Origin of the sequence: Halogranum amylolyticum (assembly GCF_900110465.1) — an archaeon.
Lineage (GTDB): Archaea > Halobacteriota > Halobacteria > Halobacteriales > Haloferacaceae > Halogranum > Halogranum amylolyticum.
The window spans coordinates 80,328-107,156 of record NZ_FODV01000009.1 but is presented as its reverse complement, the minus strand read 5'-3'; the positions used below and the strand labels follow the sequence as shown (position 1 = coordinate 107,156).

General features: G+C 66.0%; 31 protein-coding genes. 19 read left to right on the top strand and 12 right to left on the bottom strand.

The features are described from left to right. Nucleotides 1-145 precede the first annotated feature (145 nt). A complete protein-coding gene (locus tag BSG17_RS15850) occupies nt 146-1,012 on the top strand; it encodes a cytochrome c oxidase subunit 3 (protein WP_089825833.1) in 867 nt (288 codons plus the stop codon). A gap of 259 nt (nt 1,013-1,271) precedes the next feature. Here BSG17_RS15850 and BSG17_RS28310 read toward each other — a convergent pair whose 3' ends face one another. Both BSG17_RS28310 and BSG17_RS15845 read right to left on the bottom strand, forming a co-directional pair. Beyond that, nucleotides 1,272-1,406, bottom strand: a complete 135-nt coding sequence (locus BSG17_RS28310; protein ID WP_280141186.1) for a hypothetical protein — start codon at nt 1,404-1,406, stop codon at nt 1,272-1,274. A gap of 37 nt (nt 1,407-1,443) precedes the next feature. Continuing rightward, complete coding sequence (locus BSG17_RS15845) at nt 1,444-2,022, bottom strand: DUF998 domain-containing protein (RefSeq protein WP_089825831.1); 579 nt, start codon at nt 2,020-2,022, stop codon at nt 1,444-1,446. A gap of 105 nt (nt 2,023-2,127) precedes the next feature. Between BSG17_RS15845 and BSG17_RS15840 the strand changes: the two genes are divergently transcribed. Together BSG17_RS15840 and BSG17_RS15835 are read left to right on the top strand one after the other, a co-directional pair. Continuing rightward, complete coding sequence (locus BSG17_RS15840; RefSeq protein WP_089825829.1) at nt 2,128-2,334, top strand: DUF5786 family protein; 207 nt, start codon at nt 2,128-2,130, stop codon at nt 2,332-2,334. Between the two features lie 116 nt (nt 2,335-2,450). After that, complete coding sequence (locus BSG17_RS15835) at nt 2,451-3,293, top strand: CDP-alcohol phosphatidyltransferase family protein (protein WP_089825827.1); 843 nt, start codon at nt 2,451-2,453, stop codon at nt 3,291-3,293. 127 nt (nt 3,294-3,420) lie between these two features. On the opposite strand, the gene BSG17_RS15830 is transcribed toward BSG17_RS15835, so the two are convergent. Further along, nucleotides 3,421-4,311 (bottom strand): hypothetical protein, encoded by an 891-nt coding sequence (locus BSG17_RS15830; RefSeq protein ID WP_089825825.1) that lies wholly within the window; start codon nt 4,309-4,311, stop codon nt 3,421-3,423. A gap of 138 nt (nt 4,312-4,449) precedes the next feature. Between BSG17_RS15830 and BSG17_RS15825 the strand changes: the two genes are divergently transcribed. Further along, on the top strand, nt 4,450-6,699 hold the full coding sequence (locus BSG17_RS15825) for a DUF7527 domain-containing protein (RefSeq protein ID WP_089825823.1): 2,250 nt from the start codon (nt 4,450-4,452) through the stop codon (nt 6,697-6,699). Nucleotides 6,700-6,718: 19 nt separating this feature from the next. Here BSG17_RS15825 and BSG17_RS15820 read toward each other — a convergent pair whose 3' ends face one another. Continuing rightward, nucleotides 6,719-7,024 (bottom strand): hypothetical protein, encoded by a 306-nt coding sequence (locus BSG17_RS15820; RefSeq protein ID WP_089825822.1) that lies wholly within the window; start codon nt 7,022-7,024, stop codon nt 6,719-6,721. A 254-nt stretch (nt 7,025-7,278) separates the two neighbouring features. Here BSG17_RS15820 and BSG17_RS15815 point away from each other — a divergent pair, with 254 nt between their 5' ends. The 4 genes from BSG17_RS15815 (at nt 7,279) to BSG17_RS15800 (ending at nt 10,034) form a co-directional block, all read left to right on the top strand. Continuing rightward, on the top strand, nt 7,279-8,604 hold the full coding sequence (locus BSG17_RS15815; protein ID WP_089825820.1) for an adenylosuccinate synthase: 1,326 nt from the start codon (nt 7,279-7,281) through the stop codon (nt 8,602-8,604). A 114-nt stretch (nt 8,605-8,718) separates the two neighbouring features. Next, on the top strand, nt 8,719-9,114 hold the full coding sequence (locus BSG17_RS15810; RefSeq protein ID WP_089825818.1) for a hypothetical protein: 396 nt from the start codon (nt 8,719-8,721) through the stop codon (nt 9,112-9,114). Between the two features lie 105 nt (nt 9,115-9,219). Then, nucleotides 9,220-9,402: a methytransferase partner Trm112 gene (locus BSG17_RS15805; RefSeq protein ID WP_089825816.1), complete on the top strand. Its 183-nt coding sequence runs from the start codon at nt 9,220-9,222 to the stop codon at nt 9,400-9,402. A gap of 41 nt (nt 9,403-9,443) precedes the next feature. Then, nucleotides 9,444-10,034, top strand: a complete 591-nt coding sequence (locus BSG17_RS15800; RefSeq protein ID WP_089825814.1) for a DUF7524 family protein — start codon at nt 9,444-9,446, stop codon at nt 10,032-10,034. A 36-nt stretch (nt 10,035-10,070) separates the two neighbouring features. On the opposite strand, the gene BSG17_RS15795 is transcribed toward BSG17_RS15800, so the two are convergent. The 3 genes from BSG17_RS15795 to BSG17_RS15785 form a co-directional block, all read right to left on the bottom strand. After that, on the bottom strand, nt 10,071-11,303 hold the full coding sequence (locus BSG17_RS15795; protein WP_089825812.1) for a DR2241 family protein: 1,233 nt from the start codon (nt 11,301-11,303) through the stop codon (nt 10,071-10,073). 1 nt (nt 11,304) lies between these two features. Beyond that, complete coding sequence (locus BSG17_RS15790) at nt 11,305-12,183, bottom strand: CbiX/SirB N-terminal domain-containing protein (protein ID WP_089825810.1); 879 nt, start codon at nt 12,181-12,183, stop codon at nt 11,305-11,307. A 90-nt stretch (nt 12,184-12,273) separates the two neighbouring features. Continuing rightward, the gene (locus tag BSG17_RS15785; protein ID WP_089825808.1) at nt 12,274-12,522 is read right to left on the bottom strand and encodes a hypothetical protein; all 249 of its coding nucleotides are present in this window, start codon (nt 12,520-12,522) and stop codon (nt 12,274-12,276) included. A gap of 144 nt (nt 12,523-12,666) precedes the next feature. On the opposite strand from BSG17_RS15785, the gene BSG17_RS15780 reads away from it, so the two are divergent. From BSG17_RS15780 to BSG17_RS15770, 3 genes are all read left to right on the top strand, one after another. After that, nucleotides 12,667-13,176, top strand: a complete 510-nt coding sequence (locus tag BSG17_RS15780; protein ID WP_089825806.1) for a DUF7523 family protein — start codon at nt 12,667-12,669, stop codon at nt 13,174-13,176. A 63-nt stretch (nt 13,177-13,239) separates the two neighbouring features. Next, nucleotides 13,240-14,727 carry a cysteine--tRNA ligase gene (gene cysS, locus BSG17_RS15775; RefSeq protein ID WP_089825803.1) on the top strand — a complete coding sequence of 496 codons (1,488 nt, stop codon included), beginning with the start codon at nt 13,240-13,242 and terminating at the stop codon, nt 14,725-14,727. Nucleotides 14,728-14,949: 222 nt separating this feature from the next. After that, nucleotides 14,950-15,375, top strand: a complete 426-nt coding sequence (locus BSG17_RS15770) for an EamA family transporter (protein ID WP_089825801.1) — start codon at nt 14,950-14,952, stop codon at nt 15,373-15,375. Between the two features lie 95 nt (nt 15,376-15,470). Here the strand turns inward: BSG17_RS15770 and BSG17_RS15765 are convergent, their stop codons facing one another. Next, nucleotides 15,471-16,904, bottom strand: coding sequence for a DUF4397 domain-containing protein (locus tag BSG17_RS15765; RefSeq protein ID WP_089825799.1), 1,434 nt, complete (start codon nt 16,902-16,904; stop codon nt 15,471-15,473). A gap of 186 nt (nt 16,905-17,090) precedes the next feature. On the opposite strand from BSG17_RS15765, the gene BSG17_RS15760 reads away from it, so the two are divergent. Continuing rightward, a complete protein-coding gene (locus tag BSG17_RS15760; protein ID WP_089825797.1) occupies nt 17,091-17,588 on the top strand; it encodes a DoxX family protein in 498 nt (165 codons plus the stop codon). An 8-nt stretch (nt 17,589-17,596) separates the two neighbouring features. On the opposite strand, the gene BSG17_RS15755 is transcribed toward BSG17_RS15760, so the two are convergent. From BSG17_RS15755 to BSG17_RS15745, 3 genes are all read right to left on the bottom strand, one after another. Beyond that, complete coding sequence (locus BSG17_RS15755; protein ID WP_089825795.1) at nt 17,597-17,902, bottom strand: DUF8036 family membrane protein; 306 nt, start codon at nt 17,900-17,902, stop codon at nt 17,597-17,599. A gap of 55 nt (nt 17,903-17,957) precedes the next feature. After that, nucleotides 17,958-18,233, bottom strand: a complete 276-nt coding sequence (locus BSG17_RS15750) for an ArsR/SmtB family transcription factor (protein WP_089825793.1) — start codon at nt 18,231-18,233, stop codon at nt 17,958-17,960. Between the two features lie 75 nt (nt 18,234-18,308). After that, nucleotides 18,309-18,593 carry a DUF357 domain-containing protein gene (locus BSG17_RS15745; RefSeq protein ID WP_089825790.1) on the bottom strand — a complete coding sequence of 95 codons (285 nt, stop codon included), beginning with the start codon at nt 18,591-18,593 and terminating at the stop codon, nt 18,309-18,311. A 131-nt stretch (nt 18,594-18,724) separates the two neighbouring features. Here BSG17_RS15745 and BSG17_RS15740 point away from each other — a divergent pair, with 131 nt between their 5' ends. Together BSG17_RS15740 and BSG17_RS15735 are read left to right on the top strand one after the other, a co-directional pair. Next, nucleotides 18,725-19,810, top strand: a complete 1,086-nt coding sequence (locus BSG17_RS15740; RefSeq protein ID WP_089825913.1) for an NAD(P)/FAD-dependent oxidoreductase — start codon at nt 18,725-18,727, stop codon at nt 19,808-19,810. A gap of 117 nt (nt 19,811-19,927) precedes the next feature. After that, on the top strand, nt 19,928-20,212 hold the full coding sequence (locus BSG17_RS15735; protein ID WP_089825788.1) for a DUF7545 family protein: 285 nt from the start codon (nt 19,928-19,930) through the stop codon (nt 20,210-20,212). A gap of 51 nt (nt 20,213-20,263) precedes the next feature. Here BSG17_RS15735 and BSG17_RS15730 read toward each other — a convergent pair whose 3' ends face one another. Beyond that, nucleotides 20,264-21,064, bottom strand: coding sequence for a ZIP family metal transporter (locus BSG17_RS15730; protein WP_089825785.1), 801 nt, complete (start codon nt 21,062-21,064; stop codon nt 20,264-20,266). Between the two features lie 213 nt (nt 21,065-21,277). Between BSG17_RS15730 and BSG17_RS15725 the strand changes: the two genes are divergently transcribed. The 5 genes from BSG17_RS15725 to BSG17_RS15705 all read left to right on the top strand — a co-directional run bounded on the left by BSG17_RS15725 (nt 21,278) and on the right by BSG17_RS15705 (nt 26,750). Continuing rightward, the gene (locus BSG17_RS15725) at nt 21,278-21,469 is read left to right on the top strand and encodes a DUF1328 domain-containing protein (protein WP_089825784.1); all 192 of its coding nucleotides are present in this window, start codon (nt 21,278-21,280) and stop codon (nt 21,467-21,469) included. Between the two features lie 356 nt (nt 21,470-21,825). After that, nucleotides 21,826-21,975, top strand: coding sequence for a hypothetical protein (locus tag BSG17_RS27835; protein ID WP_244531554.1), 150 nt, complete (start codon nt 21,826-21,828; stop codon nt 21,973-21,975). A gap of 150 nt (nt 21,976-22,125) precedes the next feature. Further along, nucleotides 22,126-23,331 carry a putative manganese transporter gene (locus BSG17_RS15715; protein ID WP_089825782.1) on the top strand — a complete coding sequence of 402 codons (1,206 nt, stop codon included), beginning with the start codon at nt 22,126-22,128 and terminating at the stop codon, nt 23,329-23,331. 228 nt (nt 23,332-23,559) lie between these two features. Then, nucleotides 23,560-25,653, top strand: a complete 2,094-nt coding sequence (locus tag BSG17_RS15710) for an acetate--CoA ligase family protein (RefSeq protein WP_089825781.1) — start codon at nt 23,560-23,562, stop codon at nt 25,651-25,653. Between the two features lie 23 nt (nt 25,654-25,676). Beyond that, nucleotides 25,677-26,750, top strand: coding sequence for a phosphotransacetylase family protein (locus BSG17_RS15705; protein ID WP_089825779.1), 1,074 nt, complete (start codon nt 25,677-25,679; stop codon nt 26,748-26,750). Nucleotides 26,751-26,829: the final 79 nt, after the last annotated feature.

The following is a 26,829-nucleotide window of genomic DNA, read 5'->3' as shown; positions in this document are numbered from 1 at the left end:
GGCGGTCGACTAAGTGTAGCTTGCGGAACGACGGCCGAATACGACGATCGTACCAGGTGATGTGGCAATATATGCCGCATTCCGTCGCGGATTCCGGGCGACGCGCTTGGGAGGATTTTTGGTAGTCGAACTGGAACCCACGCGTATGAGTACCGAAGATTCACACGACGACCACGGACACCATCTCCCCGCCGTCGAGGACTGGCCGCGCGGGTTCGGCGAGGCTAGTTGGTGGCCGTTCGTCACCGCCATCGGTGGAGCAGGCATCTACCTGGCCGCCGCGTTGTACATCATCGGCAACGGTGAGGACCCGCTCATCACTCCCGTCGCCGGTCCGGCCGTCGGCATCGCCAGCGTCGGGATCTTCCTCGTCGGTATCTACGGGTGGCTGTACCACGCGTTCATCGTCAACTTCTGGGAACGCGGTGCGAGCGACGACCACGGGTCCGGACTCCGCTGGGGGATGATCGCCTTCCTCGGCTCCGAACTCGGGACGTTCGGCGCGCTGTTCAGCTACTACTTCTACATTCGAGCAGGAGCGACGTGGCCGCCGGCAGGGCTCCCCGAACTGACGAGTTCGCTCGTCTTGGCTAACACCGCGCTGCTGGTCGCGTCGAGTTTCACGCTCCACTGGGCGGAGGTGTCGCTCCGTAACGAGAGCCGCCGGAGCTTCATCCTCGGACTGCTCTCGACGCTCGTGCTCGGGACCGTCTTCATCGGCGGCCAGGTGCTCGAGTACTACGAGTTCATCGTCCACAAGGGGTTCACCCTCACCGAGGGCATCTTCGCCTCGGCCTTCTTCGGACTGACCGGCCTGCACGGGCTGCACGTGACGCTCGGTGCGGTGCTCATCGGCATCGTGTTCGTCCGCGCGCTCCGCGGACAGTACTCGGCCGAACGTCACGTCTCCGTCACGACCGCCTCGATGTACTGGCACTTCGTCGACGCCGTCTGGATCTTCCTCGTCGTCGTGCTGTACTTCGGCGCAGAACTCGGCGGCGCACTGCAGTAGACGCGCGGTCCCTTCTTTGGCCCACTTCGGCGTCGAGCGACGACGCTCGCGTCGGTAGAGAGCATCCTTAGAACACGGAGTCGAAGCGAATCCACGGGTGCAGGCCGTGGAACCTGCACTGCGTGGACGCCGGAATGCCACGGTTCGACACCATCCGACCTTGACGGGCGGTTGTCGAACCGCACCTGAAGCTGCGTGTCTAGCGGCATTAAGCGGAGTGGCCCAATACTTACAACCTTTAGTAGAGGGTAGGAGTGTTTCAGTCCTCGGCGTCGAACTTCGTCTCCAGTTCCAGCGTGACGTTCCTCGGGACGAACACGAGAGCACGAACGCGTCCGAGACCACCGCCGACGACCGCGAACATCCAGACGCCCGCCTCTCGGCCGAGGAGCACGCCGCCGAGGTCGACGCCGAACCGACGGGTCGCCGAGTCACCGCGACGAGCCCGACGGACTCAGTCCGAGCATCCACGCGGCGAAGACGACCGCACCGACGAACTCCGGGACGGCGAGTCCGGTACCGAACCGAGAACCGCTGACCCAGAGGACCCATCCGGCGAGATGTGCGACGCCGAGCAGCGCCGAGAGTTGCCCCGCTCGCCGGGTCCTGCGTGCGACCCCGTCGAGGACGAGCGTCGCCGTCACGAGGAGGTAAAACGAGAGCGCGACCGGGAGATGGAGCGGATGACCGCTGACGAAGACGCCGACGAGACCCATCGTCGTCGCCGCGAGCGCGAACGCGACGGCCGTGAGGCGGCCGAGCGGTCCCCGTCCGTCGACCCACAGCGCGTAGGCGAACGGGAGGGCGAGCAGTCCGCCGACGACGAGACCGCCGTTGAACAGCGGCGCGGTAGCGGCCGCCACGCCGAGATCCGAGAGGGCGCTGTCGGTCCACGCGAACGTGTCGGAGACGACCGTCGCGAGCAGGATCGCTCCGAGGGTGACGACGGGTGCGGCGTGACCGGCCAAACGGGCGACGACGGGCGCGTTCGACGGCTGTCGGCGAGACATCTATCCGTGGAGCGGCGGCCAGCGTGATAAGTTGCGTGGTGCCACTACGTCCCACCGTTCCGGTGAACCCGGGGCGTTATAGGTGTAGACCGCTACGAGTACAGTATGGGATTTGGCAGCTACGACGAGTCCGAACAGGAGAACCAGCAGAGTAGTGCCGACCTCGACGAGAGCGAGGCGGTCGCGACCCACGAACACGACCACGACGGGGAGTCGAAGTTCGAGGCCGGCGCGTCAAACGAGGACCTCATCGGCAAACTCGCCCAGATGCGCGACGACGAGGACGACGAGGACGACGACGGCGACGACTGAGCACGTCGCCGACCGATCCGACCGGGTCGACTGGTTCGACTGGTTCGACCGATCCGACACGTCTTTTTCTCCACCCACCGCCGTAGAACTAAGAGCGACCGCGCCGTCTCTCGGCTGTGAACCGTTCTTCACGAGCGGAGCCGCAGAGCCACCGGCGCGGGCTGTGGCGGCGGACGCTCGTTCTCGCCGTCGTCGCCGTCGTGGCGACGGTCGTCGTCGGGGGAGGCCTCGCGCGGCTCGTCGGCACCGCTGCCGCCCTCCGGTGGGGGACGCTCGCGATCGCGACGCTCGTGGGCGTGTTCGGCCGTCTCGTCGCCGGGTTCGACGACAACCGGCCGCCCGAAGCCGACGCGATGCCGGCCGACTGGTTCGGTCTCCCCAACCTCGTCACGCTCGCTCGGGGTGTGCTGCTCGCGTGGGTCGCCGGGTTCATTCTCCTCGCGTGGACCGAACGCGGCGTGCTGCTCGCGTGGCTGCCGGCGCTGCTGTACGGGCTGGCCGCCGCGCTCGACGCCGTCGACGGCGCGCTCGCCCGCCGACTCGGCCGTACGACCGCCCTCGGCGAGCGGCTCGACGTGGCGTTCGACGCCGCCGGCCTGCTCGTCGCTCCCGTCGTCGCGATGGCGGCCGGGCAGCTCCCGTGGTGGTATCTCACCGTCGGCCTCGCCCGCTACGCCTTCGTCGCTGCCGTCCGCCTCCGCGAGCACCGGGCGCTCCCCGTGGCCGACCTCCCGCCGCGGACGAGCAGACGGCTGCTCGCCGGCCTGCAGATGGCGTTCGTCGCCGCCGCGCTCACGCCGGTCGTCTCGCCCGCACTGGGACGGTGGGGCGCAGCACTCTTCGGCGGCGCGCTCCTCCTCGGCTTCGGCCGCGACTGGCTCTACGTCTCCGGGCGGCTCGTCGACGAAGCGAGAGACGGCGACGCGGGGAGCGACTCCGGCGAACGGACCGTAGACTGATCGGGTTATCGTAGCCAGCCGGAGCACGGCGAGCCCGGCCGGTTCCTGTCGTCGGTTTTTACGGGAGAAGGCTATCGAGCTCGACGACACTCCCTCTGAGACTCGGCGGTCGACGGCGGCGCGGACGTCACCGAACGACTCGGGCGAGAACGTCGACGTTGTGCGCGAGGAACCGCAACTCACCGGAAGCGACGGCGTCGTGTCGGTCCGCGGCCCACGTCCGCCGGTCGGCGTCGTCGACGTCGCCGTCGACCGCGCCGGCGACGGTGTCGACGAGGTGGTGGAGGAAGTACGCCTCGTCGACAGGGTACGGCGGGTGGACGACCCAGTCCGACCCACCGGCGGCGACGACCTCTCCGCCCGCCTCGGGGACGGCGGCCAGCAGTTCCCGACCGGTCGTGCTCCCGCCGGCGCGGTCCGGCGCGTCCATCGTCGCGTGGTAGGCGTCGAGGACGCGCCGTTCCAGTTCGGGGTCGGGCGTCGGCGAGAACGCCGTCACGCCGTCGAACGTGATCGGGAAGTACGCGAGTCCGCCGTCGGCGACGAGGTCGAAGAGTGCGGGAAGACCGTCCGCGAGGTCCACGAGATCGAGAAACGCCTGCCCGACGAGGAGGTCGAACCGTCCGTCGACCTGATCCGCGTACGCCAGTGCGTCGGCCGTCTCGAAGCGGATGACGACCGACTCGCTCCCGCGGGCGAGTTCGAGCGTCCCGTCGCGCCGGGTGACGGCGTAGCCGACGTCGCTCGCCCACGACGACAGTCGTTTACGGGCGGCGTCGACGTTCGTGGCGTCGCGGTCGAGGAGCGTGTAGTCGAGCCGGTCGGGCAGACGGTCCCACGCGAGCAGCCGCTGGAGACCGGTTCCGACGCCGGCGGCGACTTCGATCACGGCGAGCGGGTCGCGACCGGCGACGGTCTCGGTCAGGCGGTCGAGCGTCGGCCGGTGGAGCGCCCGGTCGTCGACCGTCCGCTTGGCGGCGAGATAGCGTCGAAAGGAGAACTCCTCGGGACGAGACACGGTCGACCGTCGGACGGGGCGGAGAAAGAGCTACCGCCGAGTGGGCTGACTCCGTCGCGAACGACCGCCGAAGCTATCTGAAATTCATCATATCCGTGCCGGAAACTATTTAGTCAGGTTGACGGGACATAGTGACAAATGGACAGTGACATAATCGACGTCGTCGCCGAGTGGGAGTCGACGCCCGTTTCGGGTGGCTACGGCGCTCTCCACGACCTCGCCGACCGGGAGTTCACCGGTGCCGTCAGCGAGGGGTCGGTCTGGGCGTTCGTACTCAACGGGAAGGTCATCGGCGTCTTCGACGGCGATATCGAGGCGTTCGCGGACGCGGAGGCGACCGCGTATCGCGCGCCGGACCCGGCGCTGCCGCTGTTGTACGCGATGCAGGCCGGCGACAGCGAGACGCGAGCGAAGTACTACTCCAACGACACGCCGCTCTCGGCGGCGGACGCGACGCTCTCCTCGGGTAACTTCACGGGGTACGTCGAACTCTCCGAGAACGTCCTCTCGGGCGACTACTACGTCGTCTACTACGGCGGCAAGTCGATGAGCGTCGCCTTCGTCGGCAACAACCGGACGCTGCTGGCGGGCGAGGAGGCGTTCGAGCGCGCCGACGACGAGGTGGGGATCTACCGCGTCAACGAGGCGAGCGTCGACATCGTCGAGCTACCCGAACCGCCACGGCGCGACGAACCGACGGGAAGCGCCGCCGTCGACCGGGACGCGACCGACGCGTCGAACGCCCCCGACGCGCCGGGCGAGGCGAGTTCCGACGCCGATTCCCCCGCGGCCGAGTCGGACGTCGCTGCCGAGGCAGACGAACGGACGTCGACTGCCGACGTCGCACGCGACGCGCCGAGAGACGAACCAGACCCGGGCGATACGGTCTCCGACGACGAAGTTCCGGCGGAGACGGCGACCGAGAGGTCCGAGAGAGCGGACGACGGCGAGACGACGCCGGCGGAGCCGACGGACGTCCCCCGAGCGGCGGCCGACCAGTCGGACCCCGTCGGTGGGGCCGACTCGATCGCAGGGGAGTCGGCGTCGACGCCCGAGCCGGTACCGGAGGCGGCCGCCGAGTCGGCACACGAGGATCGGACCCCCCCGTTCACCGACGACGCCGCCGTGGACGACGCGTCGGCAGACACGACGGTCGCCTCGACGCCCTCGGACGCCGACGAGGACGTTTTCTCGGAGGAAGCCGAGTGGCGCGAGGCGACGTCGATCCCGGCGCTCGACCCGAAGGAGAGCGGGACGGGAGACGCAGAGGACTCCGACGCCACGTCCCCTTCGTCGGCAGCGATCAGCCAACGGGCGCGAAAACGACGGCGGCAGAGGTCACAGTCGTCGACGCAACAACGACGCCGACCGGACGCGCAGTCGGCGGCCCGACCGGAACAACGGCCGAACGAGGAGGGAGAGTCACAGCGCGGCGACGTCGACCGACTCGAAGCGCAGTTGCAGGCGGCGACGGAGGCGAAGGAAGAACTCGAGACGGCCCGCGAGCGCGTCGCCGCCGAGCGCGACGACTACCGCGAGGAGGTCGAGCGCCTCCAGTCGCGCGTCTCGGAACTCGAAGCCGAGGTCGAACGGCTCGAGACCGAGCTAGAGGCGGCCCGCTCGGAGTCGTCGGCGTCGTCGGCACCGCAGACGGCGACCGAGTCGATGTCGGCCGAGGCAGCGCTCGACGGCACCAACCTGTTCGTCCGGTACGGCACGAAGAGCGGCGGCACGCTGGAGAAGGCCCACGAGGGCGAGAGCGAGCGCGCCGCGGTCAACGAGAACCTCAGACTCGAACACCACACCGGGTTCGAGACCGACGGCGTCGTCGTCGACGGCGACTCCTACGAGACGTTCCTCCACGACAGCATCGAGTACGGGTTCGTCCGGTGGGCCGTCGAGGACCTACTGTACGAGATCCGCGAGACGGGTAACCAGGGACATCTCGACGAACTGTTCGACGCGATCCCGAAGGTGGACCGGGCGGAGATACACGGCGACGTGACGCTGAAGTACACCGACGGCGGCGAGGAACACCGCGAACAGCAGACGTTCGACGTGGTGCTACGCGACCGGATGGGGAACCCGCTGGTCGTCGCCAACGTCAACGACTCGCGCGACCCGGCCACCGAGGAGACGATGACGTCGCTCATCGAGAACGCGAGTCGCCTCCGCGAGTCCAACGAGTCGCTCGGGGCGGCGTTCCTCGTCACGGCGAGTTACTTCGAGCCGGCCGCGCTGGAGACCGCCGCCGACGCGACCGGCGGGGGACTGCTCAGTCGCGGGCGACGGAAGAGTTTCGTGAAGCTATCTAGAAAACAGGGGTTCCATCTCTGTTTAGTCGAAACTCGGAACGGGGACTTCCACCTGAACGTGCCGGAGCTCTAAGCCCCTCCCACTTGCGAGGTTAGCTTTCGATCTCTGCGGCGTCCTCGATGCGCATCGAGCCGAGCTTGTCGACGATGTCGTCGAGTTTGTCGTCGAGCTCGTCGACGAACTCGGCGGTGCGCTCGGTCGTGATCGCACCCTGACTCGACGGCTCGATGAGGTTCTCCTCCTCGAGCACGCGCAGACTGTATCGCACCTTGTGGTGCGGGTAGCCCGTCTCGTTCGACATCTTGACGATGCCGATCGGTTCACTCTCAATGACCATCTTCAGGACCTGCAAGTGGCGTTCAAGCATATCCACTTCCTTCTCAAGTCGGTCTATCATGCCATTTGTTAACTTGTCTTTTAGGGTTTTAAAAGTTGCTGTCGGAGACGACGACGCGACGACTGATTCTGACGTTTCTCATGAGTGGAGTTAACACTTCGGGTTAGCGATCGTGACGACGGGCACGACCGGAGAGTGATACACGAGCCTGTGTAGTCTCTCTGGTGTCTAAACACGAAACCACACAGACGTGTATAGCTCACGGCCGAGGACCGTAACCGGTTTAGTAGGTGAGACAGAAGCAAGCGGCGGATATGACCGTAACTATCGTCGGCTCTCAGCTCGGTGACGAGGGCAAAGGTGCACTCGTCGACCTCTGGGGCGGAGACGCCGACATCGTCGTCCGGTATCAGGGCGGCGACAACGCCGGCCACACCGTCGTCGAAGGTGGCGAGGAGTACAAGCTCTCGCTCGTACCGAGCGGTGCCGTCCGCGACAAGGTGGGCATCCTCGGCAACGGCTGTGTCGTCAACCCGCGGACGCTGTTCGACGAGCTCGACCAGCTACGCGAGCGGGGTCTGGACCCCGACGTACGCGTCGCTCGACGCGCCCACATCATCATGCCGTACCACCGCGTTCTCGACGGCATCGAGGAGGAGGCGAAGAGCGACTCGAGTCTCGACGCGGGCACGACGGGCCGCGGCATCGGTCCGACCTACGAGGACAAGGCCGGTCGGCGCGGCATCCGCGCCGGCGACCTGCTCGACCCCGAGGTGCTCCGTGAGCGACTCGAGTACGTCGTCCCGCAGAAGAAGGCGCTCGCCGAGCAGGTGTTCGGCATCGAGACGGGCGAGGAGTTCGACGTCGACGCTCTCTACGAGGAGTACAAGGAGATCGGCGAGCGGTTCCAGTCGGAGGACATGACCGTCAACGCCGGCGACTACCTCGGCGAGCGGCTCGACGACGGGGCGAACCTCATGTTCGAGGGTGCACAGGGGACGTCGATCGACATCGACCACGGCATCTACCCGTACGTCACCTCCTCGAACCCGACCGCAGGCGGCGCGTCCACTGGCAGCGGTGTCGGCCCGACCGTCGTCGGACAGGGTGAGGTCGTCGGTATCGTCAAGGCCTACCTCTCGCGCGTTGGCACCGGTCCGCTCCCGACCGAACTGACCGGCGACGACGAGGACCTCGCCGACTACATCCGCGAGAAGGGCGGCGAGTTCGGCACCGTCACGGGTCGGCCGCGCCGGATCGGCTGGCTCGACATGCCGATGCTCCGTCACGCCGCCCGCGTCAACGGGTTCACCGGTATCGCCGTCAACCACCTCGACGTGCTGGCCGGCCTCGACGAGATCAAGGTCGGCCACGCCTACGACCTCGACGGCGAGGAGCTGAAGACGATGCCCGCGACGACCGAACGCTGGGGCGACTGCGAACCCGTCCTGAAGGAGTTCGACACGTGGCCCGAAGTCGACTGGACCGAGGTCGCCGACGACGGCTACGACGCCATCCCGGCGGCCGCCCGCGACTACCTCGACTACGTCAGCGACGAGGTCGGCGCGCCCGTGTACGCCGTCGGCGTCGGCCCGGACCGCGCGGAGACGGTCGAACTGACGAACCCCTTCGACAACTGAGTCGCCGGACGTCGTCGACGCTCGGAAGCACTCGGAGCCGCCAGTCGACCACTCGGCGCGACCCGTCGGCCCCCCGTCCGGAACGTTCTTATCGGCTCGACGACGATTCGGCGTATGTCCCTCCAGACACGTCTCCGACCGTGGCACGCGGTACTGGTCGCGGTCTTCCTCGTCGGCACCGGCCTGTCGCTGTTCCGCGCCGGCGACTACGCGTTCGCAGACTGGTTCGAGGCGGTCGTCTCCGGCCTGCTCGCACTCCTCGTCTTCCAGTTCACTGTCGGCAACCTCTGGGGGTACGCCGTGGAGTACTACAACGCGGGTGGGGAGTGGACGGACCCGGTTTTTCTCGCCCCCTTTGCGGTCGCGACGCTCGTCGGGATCGCCGTCGGCGTCTGGAGCGAGAGCCTCGCGACGGCGGCGTGGGGCGCGTTCTGGGTGTTCGTCGTCGCCGCCGGGGTCGTCGCCGCCGGCGCCTGGTTCGTCGTCGGCTACCGCCGCCCCGACGCCTGAGGACGGGCGCATCGGACGGCCGCCTCCGCCCGGGAGCCACGAGACGGCGCTGCCGCTCGGCTGGAACCCCTACGTTTTTGACCGGTCCGTCCCTCGCTTGCGACAATGAAGGAGTCGCTGATGGACATCATCTGCTGCCCGATGGACAAACACGACCTCGACCTCGAGATCGACGAGCAGGACGACACCGAGGTGCTCGAGGGGACGCTCGTCTGTACGGAGTGTGGTGAGCGCTACCCCATCGAGGACGGGATCCCGAACCTGCTGCCGCCGGATATGCGCGATTGAGGTCCTGAACCTTTTTCGTCTCCCGCCGTGTCTCGGCAGACGTGTCTTCAGCGCTGACCGTCGACCTCAACCGCGACCGCCTGCACGACGTTGCGGCCCCGAAGACGTACACGACCGACGAGGCGTTCTACGTCGCTCTGGAGAACCACGGTGAGGCCGTCCACATCCATCTCCATCTCGACGACACGCTGTCGACGGTCGCGCAGTTGGCGGGCGGCAACCACTACGTCGACGCAGGGTCGACCGAGACCGTCCGCGTCGACGTCGACCCCGACGACGAACCGGTGACCGGGAAGCTCAAGATCGTCACCGGCTACGGAGCGGAGACGACCTACGTCGACGTCACTATCGAGCCGTTCGAGGAGAAGAACCACGGCGTCGACGTCGACGAGGAGCTCGGGAAACCACAGCGCCGCGACCCCGCCGAGCGTGAGCCGTCGCTGAGCGAGCAGTTCGCCGGGATGTCCTCGACATCGTCGGATGGGGGGGTCCCGGTCGTCGCGATCGGCGGACTCCTCCTCCTCTTGGCGCTCGTGGTCGGTCTCCTTGTCGACAACGCCGTGATACTCCTCGGCGTCGGCGTCGTCATCGGCGGCGTCCTCGTGGCGCTCGCGCTACAGACGAGATCGTAGTCCGAGGAGTGAGGATGGGCCCGCTCCGCTCGGCGATCAGTCGTCGTCGTACTCTTCGTCGTCGTGTTCGTCGCGGTCGTCGTCGCCGTCGGTCCCGTGGCTCTCTCCGTCCTCGGGGCGAGTCGACGTTCCCGAGAGGTTCCCCGCCTCGTCGAACCGCTTGGCGCGGAGGAACCGCGCGCGGTAGCGGTTCGCACCGTCGTAGACGTCGGCCTCCCGGATCTCGTCGGCGCGTCCGTCGGCGACGGCGTCGATTATCTCCTCGACCTGCTCTTTCTCGCTCTCGGTGAGGTCGAACTCGTAGGTCTTCGTCTCCTCGCCCTCCAGTCGGGTCCACTTTCGAGCGGCGGCGACGACGATCGAACACGGTTCTCGACAGGGGAAGACGCCGTCGCCGCCGTCGACGTCGAGCTCCGTCTCCTCGTCGTACTGCCACTCGCGGCGCTTGAGACACTGCGAGTCGACACAGCAGCTCTCGGCGACCCAGTCGACGTGTTCGTGGCCCTCGCCGCGGTTCCACGTCTGGACGACGCTGTAGATACCCGACTGCCGACCGATCGTCTCCTCCCAGTGGTCGACGTCGAGTTCGCCGTGCCGTTCGAGGTTCCAGTTGACGACCGTCGCCGGGTAGATCACGTCGTCGACGGCCTCGAACACCTCGCGTTGGTCGAGATCTGTCAACACCCACCCGGTCTGGAGCGTCGGGGCGGTCTTCAGCGGGCGGTAGCGACCCCGGTCGTCGTACTTGACCAGTTCCCGCACGTCCAGCGGGTCGGCGTAGCTGTCGAGTTCGGAGACGTCGGCGTCCGCGTCGTCCTCGTGGCGGATCTCGTAGCGGCGGTGACCGTCCTCACCGAGCGTGGCGGTGATCTGGAGCTCGCCCCACTCATGGGAGAGCCCGCCCTGGAGCGCCTCGTAGCGACCGGGGACGTCGTGTTGCGTCTGGTCGGCCAGTTCGAGCCAGCGGAGGAAGCTGCGGCGGTGGTGGCCGTCCTCGCCGACGTCGACGCCGCCTTTGAGCTTCGACCCGCCGACGACGTGGGTCCAGAAGTACCAGTTCGAGACGTACTTCGCGTGTTCTTCGGCGGCGGCGTGGAACGCCGACTCCGAGAGGTTCGAGCGTTCGCCCTCGGGCGTGCCGAACGTGTAGCCGCCATCGCGGTCGTAGTCCTCGTCGCCTGCGTGGACGTAGAGACCGTCGAACTGGACGCCCGGGCCGGTCGCCGCGGCCTCGCGGAGCGCCTCGAACTGGGTGCGTGCACTCCCCATCTCACGCCTCCATCGCCGAGACGTTCCGCGTGCGTTCGCGAACGAGTTCGACGGCCTCGCCGACGTCCGCACCGGCCTCGGCGGCGCGTTCGAGGATGACATCCGCCATCAGCCCCTCGGTGCCGACGGCGCCAGCGTACCAGATGCGGTGTCCCTCGACCTCGGCGGGGACGTCGTACCCCTTCCGGTAGTCGTCCGTGAGGCCCATATCCTCGGGGATGTCCTCCTGCGTGTGGAAGCCGTCGGCGATGAACAGCGGGACGACGACGACGTCGGGCGACTCGAAGTGGTCGGTGACGTCGTCGACCTCCGGCTCCTCGTCCATGTAGAGCGCCTGCACCTCGTCGAACCGCCCCGACTTCTCGATGCGTTCGGCGTGGTACTCGATCGCCTTCGCGGAGTTTTCGTTGCGTTCGGTGCCGTGACCGACCACCGCGAGACCGAACCCCGGACCGACGTCGGGATCGCCGGTGACCGTCTCGGCACGGCGGACGATGACGTCGGTCATCGACTCGTGGGTGCCGACCGGGCCGCAGTAGGTGACCTGCTGGCCGGTGTCGGCGGCGGTGAGCGTGACGTCGTCCGCCGAGAGGCCGTCGGAGTCCCACTCCGAGACGTTCCACCCCTCCAGCCGGAGCTCTCGCGGGATGACCTGCTCGGTGAAGTAGCCCTCGCTGACGAACAACGGGACGACGTACACCTCGTCGGACTCGACGGTGCGGAGCACCTCCCGGAGGTGTGGCTCCTCTTTCCAGAAGCCGACTTTCACCTCGTCGAACGCAGTCGTCTCGCGGATGGTGTCCGCGTGCGCGTGCGTCGGCGCGGCGGAGTCCGGGTTGAGGTGCGACCCGTGGGCGACGATGACCAGCGCTTGACTCATGTCCGAAACCAGGGACGGAACCGCCTTAGTGACTTCGCAAACGGAATGGGAGGGCCGAGAGACTCGGTCAGCGGCGGCTGCCTGTGGAGTTCACGCCTCGACGCAGACGCCCGTCCGGGGGACGCACAGCTCGCGCGTCCGTCCCACCTTCCGGCGGTAGTCGAGTGTCAGCGTCGTCGCGACGGTCGCGACGCCCGCCGCCGCGACCGCCCCCGCGACGGCGACCGGGTTCGCGACCGCGACGAGAAACGTCAGGACGGCGGCGAACGTGACCCCCGTCGCCACGAGTATCTGTCCGGGTCTGTACACCGGGTTCGGGGTCGTCTCGTTCCGCTTCATCACAGCTAGACAGTGTACCCCCGGCACCATAATGATAATCTGAACTACATTTCTGTTCGCGGAGTTACTGAAACTCAGTTCAGTGGACGTCGCTCCTCGTGGCTCGCCGAGACACTTTTACTCCCGCCGGCGAATCGCTCGCCCATGTCACTCGCCGCCGACACGCGCGAGGCCGTCCGCGAACGTCCGTTCCTCCGCGACGCCCTCCGGGCCGGAGTCGTCAACCACACCGCCGCCGCCGACTTCCTCGCGCTCGACGGGGAGCGGGAGGCCGTCGCGACGGCGTTGCGGCGTTTCTCCGAGGACCTCGACGACTACGCGACCGAGGAGCGTCGCGTCCGCGTGACGATGCAGAGCGGGGTCGAGGTCGACACTGCGGAGAGCGGCGACGGCGACGAGCGCAACGAGACGGAGCCGCTTTTCTCACTCGGTGGGACGTCCGTCGCCGACGGCGGGTCGCAGACGGCCGTGCTGGCGACGGGCGAGGTGGACGCCGCCGGGTTGGCCGCCGTCCTCGAACGCCTCGCGGTCGACGACGTCGCCGTCGACGCCGCCGCCGTCGCAGGCGAGACGCTGCTGGTCGTCGTCGGCCGCCGCGACGGAGCGACCGCGGTGCGAGTGGTCGAGTCGGCGCTGGAGTCGGTGCCAGCGTGACCACCGGACCGCGGTCGCACACGTTCAACAGGTTCAAGCGACCCGCGGCGGAACCCTCTCTCGATGACACTGTCCGTGACCAACACGCTCACGAGAGCGCGCGAGGAGTTCAGGCCCGGTGACGAAGACGACGTCCTGCTCTACGTGTGCGGGCTGACGGTCTCGGACGACGCCCACCTCGGCCACGCTCGCGTCTGGACCCACGCCGACGTGATGCACCGCTGGCTCGAACACGAAGGGTACACGGTCCACCACGTCGAGAACTTCACCGACGTCAACGAGAAGATCGCCGCCCGCGCCGGCGAGGACGACCTTGGCGCGGACGAGGCCGCCGTCGCTGAACAGTTCATGGCCTCGGTCATCCGCGACATGCGCGGCCTCAATCTCAAGCGTGCGGAGGTGTACCCCCGTGTCTCCGAACATATCCCCGAGATCATCGACCTCGTCGAGACGCTCGTCGAGAAGGGGTACGCCTACGAGTCCAACGGGTCGGTCTACTTCGACGTGACCGAGTTCGCCGAGTACGGCAAACTCTCGAACCAGCAGGTCGACGAGATGGAGGCACAGGGCGAGGCCAGCGAGCGTTCCGAGAAGCGCCACGCCGCGGACTTCGCGCTCTGGAAGGCCGGCGCGGTCTCCCCCGACGACGTCGCCGAACACCGCAAGGACGACCGCCCCGTCGACGAAGAGGAGGAGTACGGCGAGACGTGGGATTCGCCGTGGAGCGAAGGGCGACCTGGCTGGCATATCGAGTGCTCGGCGATGTCGATGACCCATCTCGACGAGACCATCGACATCCACGTCGGCGGCCACGACCTCGTCTTCCCCCACCACGAGAACGAGATCGCCCAGAGCGAGGCCGCGACGGGGGAGAAGTTCGCCCGCTACTGGCTCCACACCGGCCTGCTGGAGACGAAAGGCGAGAAGATGTCCTCCTCGCTCGGCAACTTCTTCACCGTCTCGGGGGCGCTCGAGGAGTTCGGCGTGAACGTCGTCCGGACGTTCTATCTCTCCACCGAGTACGGATCGAAACAGACGTTCTCCGAGTCTGCGATGCAGGAGGCCGAGGAGCGCTGGTCGCGACTCGAACGTGCGTACGAGGCCGCCGTCGAGGCCTGCGACAGCGTCGACGCCCGCACGAAGGTCGAAGACGCAGCCCTCCGAACGACGGTCGACGAGACCCACGAGCAGTTCGCCGCGGCGATGAACGACGACTTCAACGTCCGGGAGGCGATCTCGGCGCTGCTCGAACTCGCCTCCGCAAGCAACCGCCACCTCGAAGATTCCGCGGAGTACGACTACCAGGGGCTTCGCCGGACGATCGAGGCGTTCGAGGAACTCGGCGGCGACGTCTTCGGACTCACCTTCGGCGAGGCGTCGGCCGACGGCGACGTGTCGCTCGCGGGCGACCTCGTCGAACTCGTGCTCGACGTGCGCGAAGAAGAACGCGAGGCGGGCAACTACGAGCGGGCCGACGCGCTCCGCGACGCGCTGACCGAACTCGGCGTCGAGGTCGAAGACAGCGACGACGGGCCCAGTTACCGACTCTGAGCGCGATAAGCGACCCCCCTTCGTATTCTTCGACGTCACGGCTCTCTCACCTGTCGAGATCCACGTGCTGAACGGCAGCGTCGCGATCAGCTATCGTCATGGCTGGTGAGCGGTGCTGCAGATCCGTGCACTAGGCGCACTCTTCTCGAACGGAGGCTGTTTAACGACCACAGATAGTAAAGGGAAAGGTGTTTTCCGAGGGCCGATGTAGATAATACACCAATGGGTTTCCCCGAGATAGATTCGGCCGTCTTCTTCGGTTCGATTACGATGGTAACGTGGGGTATCTGGGTGGTCTTGGGCAACGCTGCGTCGGAGTCCATCGACCCGAGGACGGCCGCCGCGATCTCTTATCTCGTTGCGGGACCCCTCGCGCTCGGATTCATCCTCGTTTCGGACGCATCGCTCGCCATCAATGCGAAAGGAGGACTGCTCGCTGGCACGGCCGGCTTGTTCACCGGAATCGGCCTCATCTCGATGTACGTCGGTCTCTCCAGAGGGTCGACGACAACCATCTCTACGCTCGGTGCGATGTACTTCGTCGTCGCGGCCATCATCGGTATGGTCGTCCTCGGAGAAAAAGTCACAGTAACGAGAGTTGCCGGGATCGGGTTCGCAGTTATTGGTGTCATCTTAGTCTCCCAATAGTTCGACTCGCACGACTGTTGGGAACGGGATGATATTCAGAAAAGAACGAATGTGGAAGGGGTGAGAGCCGGGGTGATGCCGGCAGTCGACGACGCTCAGTAGTCGCCGTCTTCGCCGTCTTTGCCGTTCGAGGAGTCGTCAGTCTCGCCTTTCGTCGTCGCGTCGGAGGCGACGACGAGGTCGAACGGACAGCTCGACGGCTCGTCGTCGGGGGTGAGGTAGCCCGTCGCGAACGCCGTGTAGGCCATCCCGCCCTCGACCGTCACGTCGAACGTGGCGACGACGTCGCCGTCGTCGCAGTCGGTCGCCCCGCGGACTTCGAGCGTGTAGTCGCCGGCGGGAACCTCGACGTAGTCGGAGCGCTCACCGAACTCGACGTCGTCGAACAGCGTCAGATCCGCGCCCTTTACGGTCACGTCGACTGCGGGGGCGTCCGGCGAGGCGTGGACGAGACGCACCTTCGCGGTGTCGTCGGCCGGTTTCGTCGCGTCGTCGGCGAGGACGAGCGGCATCTGCGTCTTCTCGCTCAGTTCGCCGACGGCGGCGACCGTGTAAGCACCCTTCTCGACGGTGAGCGTCTCCTCGAAGACGACCGTGTGGGGCTCACCCGCAGCCGTGACCGTCACCGTGTATTCGCCGACCGGGAGCGCCAGATAGTCGCTGACCGCCCGGAACGGGACGTCAGAGAGGACCTTCGAGTCGTCGACGTAGACGTCGACGTTCGGCGCGTCCGGGATGGCGTGGACCGCGCGGACGGCGGCCTCCTTCTCCTTTTCGTCTTCGCCCGCCTTCTCGTCCATCCCCGACCCGTCGGCGGCGACGAGGAGGTCGAACGCCCGGTCTTCCGGCTCGTCGTCCGGCGTGAGATAGCCCGTCGCGAACGCCGTGTAAGACATCCCCGCCTCGACCGTCACGTCGAACGTGGCGACGACGTCGCCGTCGTCTTTCTCAGTCGCCCCGCGGACTTCGAGGGTGTAGTCACCCGCCGGTACTTCGACATAGTCGGAGTGCTCGCCGAACTCGACGTCGTCGAACAGCGTCAGATCCGCGCCCTTCACCGTCACGTCGACCGCTGGCGCGTCGGGCGAGGCGTGGACGAGACGAACCTGCGCCTTCCCCTCGGCGGGAGCGCTCGGTGCGTCCTCGAGTACGAGCGGTGCGAACGTGTCTTCGCTCAGTTCGCCGACCGCGGCGACCGTGTAGTCGGCGTCCTCGACCGTCACGTCGCCCTCGAAGGCGACAGTCTCGGGATCGCCCGCGGCGGTGATCTTCACCGTGTAGGTGCCCGCCTTCAGCGAGAGGTAGTCGCTGACCGCTCGGAACGGGACGTCCGAGAGGACTTTCGAGCCGTCGACGTAGACGTCGACGTTCGGTGCGTCCGGCGAGGCGTGGACGACGCGGACCGCTGCACCGGCGCCGTCGTCCGACCCGTGTTCGTCGGCACCGACGACGCCAGCGCCACCGACCATCGTCGCTGCGCCTGCCACTCCGACCGTCTTGAGAAACGTTCTGCGGTTTGTATCGGGCATAGCTTCGTCTGGGTCGGAGGACTCTCCAAGGAAAGCCATTTTGGCCAAATATCATGAAATTATCTCCCAAATTGTTCCCAAATTCGGCGGACTGTCCTGCGGTTTTGTGACGTTTGGTCTGTCGGAGTGTCCGATCCAGCCCGAAAAAGAGCTAATATATCACAGGTAGTATCTGCACTCCAAAATATGTCATTCAGATTTAATTCGGCGAGATGGGGGCCGCTCCCGCTCAGATTCGGCCTCGGCCTCGTGATGTTCGTCCACGGCATCGGGAAGTTCGACGTCGGGCCACTAGCGAACGGTGGTGGGGTCGCGGGCGTCGCCGGGTTCTTCGGGTCGCTCGGTATCCCCGCACCGACGTTGTTCGCGTGGCTGGTCACCCTCGTGGAGGCGGGTGGAGGGTTGCTCATCATCCTCGGCCTGTTGACGCGGTATATGGCCGTGCTCGTCGCCGTCGACATGGCGGTGGCGACGCTGCTCGTCCACCTCCCGAACGGGTTCGGCGTCGCCGACGGCGGCTACGAGCTCACCCTGCTGCTCACGCTCGTCGCGGTGAGCGTCGCTCTGTCGGGGCCGGGAAGACTGTCACTGGAGCAGGCGCTGTTCGGTCGCGAACTGCTCCCGGAGGCGCTTAGTGAGATGGGCGAGATCGGAGAACGAGAGGAACGGCCGCCGGCGGCGTGATGTGAAAGTCAGTCCCAGGTGACCCAGAGCAGGAAGACGAGCGCCACTGCCTCCAACATCGGCAGCATCATCAGCCCTTGCCAGGCGGGGTCGGGGACGGCGCTCGCGAACCACTGGGCGAGCGTGCCGTCGATCGTGTAGATGTAGAGGGCGAAGGCGTTCTCGGCGAGGAGGAAGACGGAGAACAACAGCAGTCCGAGCGTGTGTTTCGATCGGAACTCGACGTAGTTCCGGACCCACACGTAGCCGAGTCCCACCAAGAGCAGGACGTTCAGCGCGTGGGCGGCCCGTGCGAGGTCGAACCAGAGGCTCATCTCGTACTCCTTTGCTCTGACGCAGGCATATACTCTTTCCCGAATCTCTCCATATTCAGTCCACCTTCGTGATGATCGTCTCGACGGTGTCCCAGTTGTTTCTGACGCGGTCGCTGGGGAGATACACCGTACCGTAGCCGTTGCCGCTGTTCTCGACGACATCGTTCTCCATCAGCACGTCGAGGTGATGACGAATCGTCTTGTAGTCGAGGTCGAGGTCCTCCGCCAGTTGGTTTGCGTTGCGCGGACGCTCGTCGAGCGCCTGCAACAGCCGGACGCGGTTCTTTCCACCGCGCGTCCCGGTCAGGACGTACCAGAGCACCCCTTCCATCGTATCCCTCTACAGACACCGATTCAATGTAAGCGCGTCGGGACGTATCGGCAACACGTTGGGATTCTTCGGACGTCACATGGTAAAGAGGTGGCTATCGTCCGGAACCGTGAACAGTCCCATCCGGACGCCCGCGTCGAGCCAGCCGTAACCGTAGGAGAACGAGGCGAGCGCGTTCACGAGATCGTCGTCCGCGCGGAAGTGACGGCCGTCGCTGAGATACGACTCGGCCATCTCGCGGCACTCGGCGGCCGCCTCTCCGAGCGGCGTCTCCGAGGGGACCGCGATCTCGGCCTCGTCGAGGGCGTCGGCGAACATACGCTCGTAGCGGTCGGTCTTCTCTTCGAGGTCCGCAGCCATGTCTCAGCGGACCTCACCGACCGTAGTAAGCGCTTCGACTCTGCCGATCGCGGAACGGAAGGGCGTCCGGGATGGCGGCACGTCTACCGGACAGCGCAAATTAAATGACGCCCGCTCACGAACAACTGTTCATGTCTGAGGACGCTTCTCGCGACACCCCTGTCACCGACGGCGGGATCGTCGAGCATCGGAAACTCATCGTCGCCGGCACCGGTATCGCCGGGCTGACCGCGGCCATCTACGCCGCCCGGTCGAACAACGAACCGCTCGTCTTCGAAGGGTCGGAGCCGGGTGGTCAACTCACGCTGACCACTGAAGTCGACAACTATCCGGGGTTCCCGGAGGGGATCTCCGGACCGGAGTTGGTCAACAACATGAAAGAGCAGGCCAAGCGCTTCGGCGCGGAGGTCAAGAACGGCGTGCTGAAATCCGTCGACGATTCGAGTCGGCCGTTCCGCGTCGAACTCACAAACGGGGACGTCTACACGGCCGACGCCGTCATCGCCGCCTCCGGCGCGAGCGCCCGCACGCTCGGCGTCCCCGGCGAGGACGACCTGATGGGGTACGGTCTCTCGACGTGTGCGACCTGCGACGGCGCGTTCTTCCGCGACCAGAAGATCATGGTCGTCGGCGGCGGCGACGCCGCGATGGAGGAAGCGAACTTCCTCACCAAGTTCGCCTCGACAGTGTATCTCGTCCACCGCCGCGAGGAGTTCCGCGCGGAGGACTACTGGATCGACCGCGTCCAAGAGAAGGTCGACGCCGGCGAGATCGAACTGATGCTCAACACCGAGATGACGGAGCTCCACGGAACGCCCGAGGAGGGGGTCGACCACGTCACGCTCGTCCGTCACCCCGAGGGACATCCGACGGAGAAACTCGACGACCCCGAAACCGAGGAGTTCGAGTTCGACGTCGGTGCGGTGTTCTACGCCATCGGCCACACGCCGAACACGGAGTATCTCGAAGAGACGGGCGTCGAGATGGACGCGGAGGGGTATCTCGAGACGAAGGGCGGCTTCGGCGGCGGGCAGACCGCCACCGACGTCGACGGCATCTTCGGAGCCGGCGACGTCGTCGACTACCACTACCAACAGGCCATCACGGCCGGCGGGATGGGCTGTAAGGCCGCCATCGACGCCGACGACTATCTGGAGGACCTCGAGCGCGCCGAGTCCGACGTCGGCGAACCTGCGACGGCCGAGTCCGACGACTGAGCACCGAGGCGTCTTTCGAATAAACCGACCGTTATCCCAGTCCGTCCACGAGACGGCTAGTCGCGTTCTTCGTCCGATTCCCACAGACCCTTTAGCGTCCACGCCCGAGAGCAGGGCATGGTCGACACCGAGACCTACACCATAGAAGGACCGAACGGCGACACCGATAGCATCGAACTCCCCGAGGGGCTCGTCGACGTCCTCTCCGAACAGGGCGAGGAACCTGCCACCGTCGTCGCAGAGATCACGCTCCTCTCGTTCGTCCAGCGCGCCCACACCATCGTCCACCACGCCGAGGGCGAGGTGCCGGACGACCTGCTGGAGATCAACGAGAAGGCAGAGGAACTGTTCGAGGAGCGCTTCGGCGTCTCGTTCGCCGAGGCGACGGGCCACGACCACTAACCCGACGACTGTCGCGTACTGTTTCTGACCCGACCGGCGGAGAGGCGAGCGTCAGATGAACGCCAGCGGCAGCATCACTGCCGCGCCGACGACGAGGCCGAACCCCAGTTCGGTTCTGCCGCCGCCGGGGACGTTCCGGCCCTGTTCGAGCGCCTCCGGGATGAACTCCGTGAGGACGAGATACACCATCGCGCCGGCGGCGAACCCGAATCCGAACGCGAGGAACTCGCGAGCGAGACGGACGAAGTAGAAGGCGATGACCGCGCCGACCGGCTGGGGGAGACTGGAGAAGACCGCCCACCAGACGAGTCTGGGGTTCGAGACGCCCATCGCCCGCAACGGGATGGAGACGGCGACACCCTCGGGGACGTTGTGGATGGAGATGGCGACGGTCATGAACACCGCCAATACGGGGACTGCGAGTCCGAACAACTCCACACCGCCTTCCAGTCCGAGGTCGGCGAAGGCGACGCCGACGGCGACTCCCTCCGGAAAACTGTGGACAGTCAGGATGCCGAGTATCAGGAGGAGTTTGCGGAAGTCCGCCTCTTCGTACTTCTGCGGTGCTACCGTCGACTCTTCGATCACGTCGTGAGCGACGATGACGAGACCGACACCCGCGAGTACACCTCCCGTGAGTTCGACGTGTTGTCCCGTGGCCAACCCTTCCGAGGCGAGTCCGAAGACCGACGCCGACACCATGATCCCGGAAGCCAGTCCCCAGAGGACGACGTTCCAACGGTCGCTGATGTCGTCGAAGATGAAGAACGGAACCGCACCGATTCCCGTCGCCAACGCGGTCACGAGTCCGGCGACGAAGACGAACACGAGCGATCCGAGGTCGACTGCCATACACCTCAGTTGGTTCGCGACGAGGATAAGTGTTATCAGAATAGTGATAAATTTTGGTCGGCCTAAGTTCTCGTCACTCGATCAGTAGGACTGTTTTAGTGGACAGTTGTGTCGAATGGACTGTTCTTAGGTAGCTGGCAACTATACGGGCAGCTATCGTACGATGAGTTGTATGGTTCGAGTAGACCGACGGGCAGGCGACACGGAGGATACATGTACAGCGCACTGACCACGATCCCACTCCAGTCGGGCGGTGGGTTTCTCTACTACGCACTGGTGTTCTTCGTGCTGGCACTGGTAGCCGCGCTCGTCGGCTTCCGCGGCGTCGCCGGCATCTCGATGAGTATCGCGAAGATATTCGTACTCATCTTCCTGGTACTGGCGGTGATCTCGCTCCTGCTGTGAGATGAGCGGCTGAGGCTAGTCGACGAACGAGTTTTTTTGACGGTGCCGCCGAGAGTACTGCCTGTCGACGACGTCGTCGTCCCGTTTCTCGACGTGGTTAGCGACACCCTCTCCCCACCCCATCTCATCCGGGTGCGACTCCGCTGGACCTCGGTCGCCGCAACAGTCTTGTCTCCTCAGTCACATCGTTCGGGTTCGGCTATGCACGAACAACGACAGGCGTCACGGTTCTCGAGGAACACGATCTCCACACGGAGCCTGCGTATCGACTCTTCGATCTCGCCGCCGAGGTCGGTGAGCTCACCGCCGACGCTACCGAGTCGAGCAGTTACGGCGCCACGCCGGCGGCGTTGGACGTGCACAGCGACGAACTGGGCAACGCGCTGTTCGCCCTGCTGGCGCTCGCCGACGAGCTGAATCTCGATGCGGGCGACGCGCTCGCAGAGTCGCCGACGAAGTACGAGCGTCGGATCGAAGCGAGCGGGATCGCCGGGTCCGACGAGTAACGCCTCTGCTGGAGACGACCTGCGTCGTGGCCGAGAGGCTCTCGGCTGTGCGGTGGATTCCGCCCTCACAACTTCAAATATCCGATTACAAATCTATAAGTTGTAGCGAACCAATCTAATATTTAGACTCGTCTAATTTAGAGGTCTCAAATGTCAGAGCTCGTCGATATCTTCGTTGCGTCCGTGCGTGACGGCTTCGTTCAGGTCAGTGCGTTCGTCGCCGTCACCGTTCTCGTGTTCAGTTACGTCCAGTACAAGACCGACGGAAGACTCGTCCGTCGACTCGAACAGAACCGAAAGGCGGGACCGCTGGTCGGTGCGCTGATGGGACTCACCCCCGGTTGTGGGGGTGCCATCGTGATGATGCCGCTGTACGTGCGCGGGAGCGTCTCGTTCGGGACGGTCGTCGCGACGCTCATCGCGACGGCCGGCGATTCGGCGTTCGTCATTCTCGCGCTCGCGCCGGAGGCGGCGCTGTACGCCTACTCCATCGCGTTCGTCTCGGCGGTCGTCTTCGGCTACGCCGTCGACACGGTCGGACTCGGCGTCGGTCGAATCGACCGCGCGGTCAGTCGCATCGGCCGGACGGTCACCGACGGTGGGTACGTGTCGCCGCCGATCGGGAGCCAGATCCACCACTACGAGGAGGCACAGGGGTGTGAGGTGTACGACGACGACCTGGCCCGCCACTCGTCTCTCCTGACGCCGCTGAGCCACGTCGCACTCGGCGCGTGGTGGATCGCGGCCACCGTTGCACTCGTCGCCGGTGTCCTCTACCTCCTGCGCGGTGCTCCCGAGGTACCGATAGTCGCAGAACCGACCTTCGCGGGGGCGTTCACCGTCTTCGGTATCACCGGGGCGGCGCTGTCGTTCTACCTCTACTTCGTCGGCCGCCACTACGTCGGCCACGGACACGTCGGGCGCGCGAAAGACACGTTCGCCAACGTCCAGGAGACGCTGACCCACGCGGCGATGGAGACGTCGTTCGTCACGGTGTGGGTCATCGGTGCGTACCTCGTCTACGAGTACGGTATCGTCTTCACCGGCATCGAGATACAGGCGGTCGCCGCCGCGGCTGGGCTGCTCGCACCCATCGCGGGCGCACTCGTCGGGTTGATCCCCGGCTGTGGGCCGCAGATCGTGCTCGCGACCGCCTACTCGCAGGGCGCGCTCCCGTTCTCTGCGCTGACGGCCAACGCCATCAGTCAGGACGGTGACGCGCTGTTCCCGCTGATCGCCATCGACAAGAAGGCCGCCGTCATCGCGAGCATCTACACGACGATTCCGGCGCTCGTCGTCGGCGTCGCGCTGCATCTCGCCTTCGGCCCGCTGTTCGGGTTCGGCGTGCTCGGTTGACGCGGCTGACACCTCTCTCCTCCGGCGAACGAGCAGTACGCACCCGACGAGACGGCGTGGGCGCACTCCAGTATCTCAGTGAGGGTTCGTCTCTCGCCTGTTTGGGCGGTCTCTCGAACTCCCGGTGGACAAACATCCTGATTTTCTCTCGTCTGTGGCGTGATGACAGAGTCCGTGAGACGGTTCACACACAGCAATTTATGCGCGTACGGCGGGAAGGCGAGACCGATGGGAGACCTATCCGAGTTGTTCGCGCCGGGACGGGTTGCCGTCGTCGGTGCGACAGAGCGTGAAGGGTCGGTCGGCCGAGCCATCGTCGAGAACCTCATGGAGGACTTCGACGGCGAGGTCGTGCCGGTCAACCCCAAGTACGACGAGGTGTTCGGCCTCCCCGCCGTCGCCGACGTCGGTGAGACCGACGCCGACCTCGCGGTCGTCGTCGTCCCGCCCCACATCGCTGTGGACGCGGTCCGACAGGCCGGTGAGGCGGGTATCCAGAACGTCGTCGTCATCACCGCCGGGTTCGGCGAAACCGGTAGTGAGGGTGCGGCGCGTGAACAGGAACTCACCGAGGTCGCCGAGGAGTACAACCTCAACCTCGTCGGACCAAACAGTCTAGGAATCATGAGTACGCCGAAAGGGATGAACGCCACTTTCGGCCCCGAGAACGCCACCTCCGGCAACATGTCGTTCATGAGCCAGTCGGGTGCCTTCATCACGGCCGTCCTCGACTGGGCGAACGACGAAGGCATCGGGTTCAAAGACGTCGTCTCGCTGGGGAACAAGGCCGTCCTCGACGAGTCGGATTTCATCGACGCGTGGGGGACCGACGAGCAGACTGACGTCGTCATCGGCTACCTCGAAGGCATCGAGGAGGGACGCGAGTTCATCGACACTGCTCGCGAGGTCACGCAGGACACGCCGATCGTGCTCGTCAAGTCCGGCCGGACGGACGCCGGGGCACAGGCCGCCTCAAGCCACACTGGCACCATCGCCGGCAGCGACCAGGCGTACGAGGCCGGCCTCGAACAGGCGGGCGTCATCCGCGCGGAGTCGGTGCAGGAGCTGTTCGACTCCGCACAGATGCTCGCCAACCAGCCGCTGCCCGACAACAAGGAGATCGCCATCATCACCAACGCCGGTGGTCCCGGCGTGATGTCGACGGACGCCGTCGGCGACTCGAGTCTCTCGATGGCGAGTTTCTCCGACGAGACGCTCGAAGCGTTCTCCGAGAAACTGCCCGAGGAGGGGAACATCTACAACCCGGTCGACATCGTCGGCGACGCCGACAACGACCGGTTCCGAGAGGCGCTCGACGTCGCCCTCGCCGACGAGAACGTCGGAATGGCGCTCGTCTTGACGTGTCCGACAGCCGTGCTTGACTACGAGCAACTGGCCGAGGACACGGTCAAACTCCGCGAGGAACACGACAAGCCGGTCGCCGCCTGTTTCATGGGTGGCGAACGGGTCAAACCCGCCGCAGAGATCCTGCAGGACTCGGGGATTCCGAACTACTTCGATCCCTCGCGTGCGGTGTTCGCACTCGACTCGCTGGCCGACTTCGAGGAGATCAGTCGGCGCGAGTACGACGAACCGACCGAGTTCGACGTCGACCGCGAGCGTGCCCGCGATATCCTCGAATCCGTCGAGGGTCGTGACGACACCCGACTCGGTGTCGAGGCGATGGACCTGCTCGACGCGTACGGCATCGAGACGCCGCAGGGAGAGATCGTCGACTCGCCAGGCGACGCGCTCGACGTCGCCGAGACGATCGACGGCGGCGTCGTGATGAAGATCGTCAGTCCCGACATCCTCCACAAATCCGACATCGGCGGCGTGAAGGTCGGTGTCGAGAACGAGGACGTCTACGACGCCTACGAGGACCTCATCACACGCGCGCGGAACTACCAGCCTGACGCCAACATCATCGGCGTGCAGGTCCAAGAGATGGTGGACCTCGACGCTGGCGTCGAGACCATCGTCGGCATGAACCGCGACCCGCAGTTCGGGCCGCTTCTCATGTTCGGCCTCGGCGGCATCTTCGTCGAAGTGATGGAGGACACGACGTTCCGCGTCGCCCCCGTCGCCGAGAACGAGGCCCACGCGATGACAGAGGAGATCGACTCCGCGCCGCTGCTCCGTGGAGCCCGTGGTCGCGACCCCGTCGACGTCGACGAGGTCACGGAGACCATCCAGCGACTCTCCCAACTGGTCACGGACTTCCCGGCCATCCTCGAACTGGACATCAACCCGCTCGTCGCCCTGCCGGACGGCGCGCAGGCGGTCGACGTTCGACTGACCGTCGACCCCGACGAGCTATGACCCTTCCCGCCCACGATTCAGCCATGAACACGCTACTCGTCACCTCGACCCAGGACAGCACCGGAAAGACGGCCGTCACCCTCGCGCTCGGCCTCCTCGCACAGGAACGGGGCCTCGACGTCGGCTACATGAAGCCGAAGGGGACGCGCCTGCAGTCGAACGTCGGCAAGACGCTCGACCAGGACCCGATGCTCGCGCGCGAACTGCTCGATCTCGACGCCGAGATGCACCAGATGGAGCCGATCGTCTACTCGCCGACGTTCGTCCAGGGTGCCATCCGTGGACAGGAAGACGGCGACGAACTCGCCGAGATCGTCCGCGAGAACTACGACCAGCTCTCGGCCGACAAGGATCTCATGCTCGTCGAGGGTGCCGGCCGCTACACGACCGGCGGCATCATCGATCTCACCGACCCCGAGATGGCCGGGCTGCTCGACGCGCAGGTGCTGCTCGTCGCCGACTACACACAGCCGGGAGACATCGACGAGGTACTCGCCGCCGCAGACGACATCGGCGACGACCTCGCCGGCGTTCTGTTCAATCGCGTCACCGACTCCGTCTACGACGAACTCGAGACGGAGGTCGTCCCGTTCCTCGAACAGCGCGGCATCGACGTGCTGGGCGTGCTCCCGCGGAAGCGCGAACTCGCCGGCGTCACCGTCGAAGGGCTCGCACAGGAACTTGGAGCGGAGATCGCCACGAACGTCCCGACCGACGCCTTCGTCGAGCGGTTCCTCGTCGGCGCGATGAGCGGCGACGCCGCGCTGCGCTACTTCCGCCGGACGAAAGACGCAGCGGTCATCACGGGCGGCGACCGCTCGGAGATCCACACCGCGGCGCTCGAAGCGCCCGGCGTGAAGGCGCTCATCCTCACTGGTGGACACCGACCACCGGCCGCAGTGCTCGGCAAGGCCGAGGAGAAGGGCGTCCCCGTCCTCCTCGTCAACGCGGACACGATGTCGGTCGTCGACCGCGCTGAGGATCTCATCCGCAGCGGTCGAACCCGCGACGAGGAGACCGTCGGCTTGCTCCGCGACCTGCTCTTCGAGCACGCGGACGTCGACGCGCTCGTCCCCCCCGCTGCCGACGACGAGTAGCGCCGACCCACATTCGACTTCTCGATTCTTTCGGCGACGCGAGCGACGGCCTCGTCGGTCACAAGGCGAACAGACGGCA

Coding starts and splice junctions, on each gene's coding strand:
- BSG17_RS15745 (WP_089825790.1), bottom strand. CDS start 18,593: ATGGCTGCGGACCTCGAAGAGAAGACCGACCGCTACGAGCGTATGTTC.
- BSG17_RS15790 (WP_089825810.1), bottom strand. CDS start 12,183: ATGAGTCAAGCGCTGGTCATCGTCGCCCACGGGTCGCACCTCAACCCG.
- BSG17_RS15780 (WP_089825806.1), top strand. CDS start 12,667: ATGTCACTCGCCGCCGACACGCGCGAGGCCGTCCGCGAACGTCCGTTC.
- BSG17_RS15785 (WP_089825808.1), bottom strand. CDS start 12,522: ATGAAGCGGAACGAGACGACCCCGAACCCGGTGTACAGACCCGGACAG.
- BSG17_RS15810 (WP_089825818.1), top strand. CDS start 8,719: ATGTCCCTCCAGACACGTCTCCGACCGTGGCACGCGGTACTGGTCGCG.
- BSG17_RS15725 (WP_089825784.1), top strand. CDS start 21,278: ATGTACAGCGCACTGACCACGATCCCACTCCAGTCGGGCGGTGGGTTT.
- BSG17_RS15710 (WP_089825781.1), top strand. CDS start 23,560: ATGGGAGACCTATCCGAGTTGTTCGCGCCGGGACGGGTTGCCGTCGTC.
- BSG17_RS15760 (WP_089825797.1), top strand. CDS start 17,091: ATGTCATTCAGATTTAATTCGGCGAGATGGGGGCCGCTCCCGCTCAGA.
- BSG17_RS15805 (WP_089825816.1), top strand. CDS start 9,220: ATGAAGGAGTCGCTGATGGACATCATCTGCTGCCCGATGGACAAACAC.
- BSG17_RS15845 (WP_089825831.1), bottom strand. CDS start 2,022: ATGTCTCGCCGACAGCCGTCGAACGCGCCCGTCGTCGCCCGTTTGGCC.
- BSG17_RS15735 (WP_089825788.1), top strand. CDS start 19,928: ATGGTCGACACCGAGACCTACACCATAGAAGGACCGAACGGCGACACC.
- BSG17_RS15755 (WP_089825795.1), bottom strand. CDS start 17,902: ATGAGCCTCTGGTTCGACCTCGCACGGGCCGCCCACGCGCTGAACGTC.
- BSG17_RS15765 (WP_089825799.1), bottom strand. CDS start 16,904: ATGCCCGATACAAACCGCAGAACGTTTCTCAAGACGGTCGGAGTGGCA.
- BSG17_RS15815 (WP_089825820.1), top strand. CDS start 7,279: ATGACCGTAACTATCGTCGGCTCTCAGCTCGGTGACGAGGGCAAAGGT.
- BSG17_RS15750 (WP_089825793.1), bottom strand. CDS start 18,233: ATGGAAGGGGTGCTCTGGTACGTCCTGACCGGGACGCGCGGTGGAAAG.
- BSG17_RS15825 (WP_089825823.1), top strand. CDS start 4,450: ATGGACAGTGACATAATCGACGTCGTCGCCGAGTGGGAGTCGACGCCC.
- BSG17_RS15715 (WP_089825782.1), top strand. CDS start 22,126: ATGTCAGAGCTCGTCGATATCTTCGTTGCGTCCGTGCGTGACGGCTTC.
- BSG17_RS15820 (WP_089825822.1), bottom strand. CDS start 7,024: ATGATAGACCGACTTGAGAAGGAAGTGGATATGCTTGAACGCCACTTG.
- cysS (WP_089825803.1), top strand. CDS start 13,240: ATGACACTGTCCGTGACCAACACGCTCACGAGAGCGCGCGAGGAGTTC.
- BSG17_RS15840 (WP_089825829.1), top strand. CDS start 2,128: ATGGGATTTGGCAGCTACGACGAGTCCGAACAGGAGAACCAGCAGAGT.
- BSG17_RS15740 (WP_089825913.1), top strand. CDS start 18,725: ATGTCTGAGGACGCTTCTCGCGACACCCCTGTCACCGACGGCGGGATC.
- BSG17_RS15795 (WP_089825812.1), bottom strand. CDS start 11,303: ATGGGGAGTGCACGCACCCAGTTCGAGGCGCTCCGCGAGGCCGCGGCG.
- BSG17_RS15770 (WP_089825801.1), top strand. CDS start 14,950: ATGGGTTTCCCCGAGATAGATTCGGCCGTCTTCTTCGGTTCGATTACG.
- BSG17_RS15850 (WP_089825833.1), top strand. CDS start 146: ATGAGTACCGAAGATTCACACGACGACCACGGACACCATCTCCCCGCC.
- BSG17_RS15705 (WP_089825779.1), top strand. CDS start 25,677: ATGAACACGCTACTCGTCACCTCGACCCAGGACAGCACCGGAAAGACG.
- BSG17_RS15730 (WP_089825785.1), bottom strand. CDS start 21,064: ATGGCAGTCGACCTCGGATCGCTCGTGTTCGTCTTCGTCGCCGGACTC.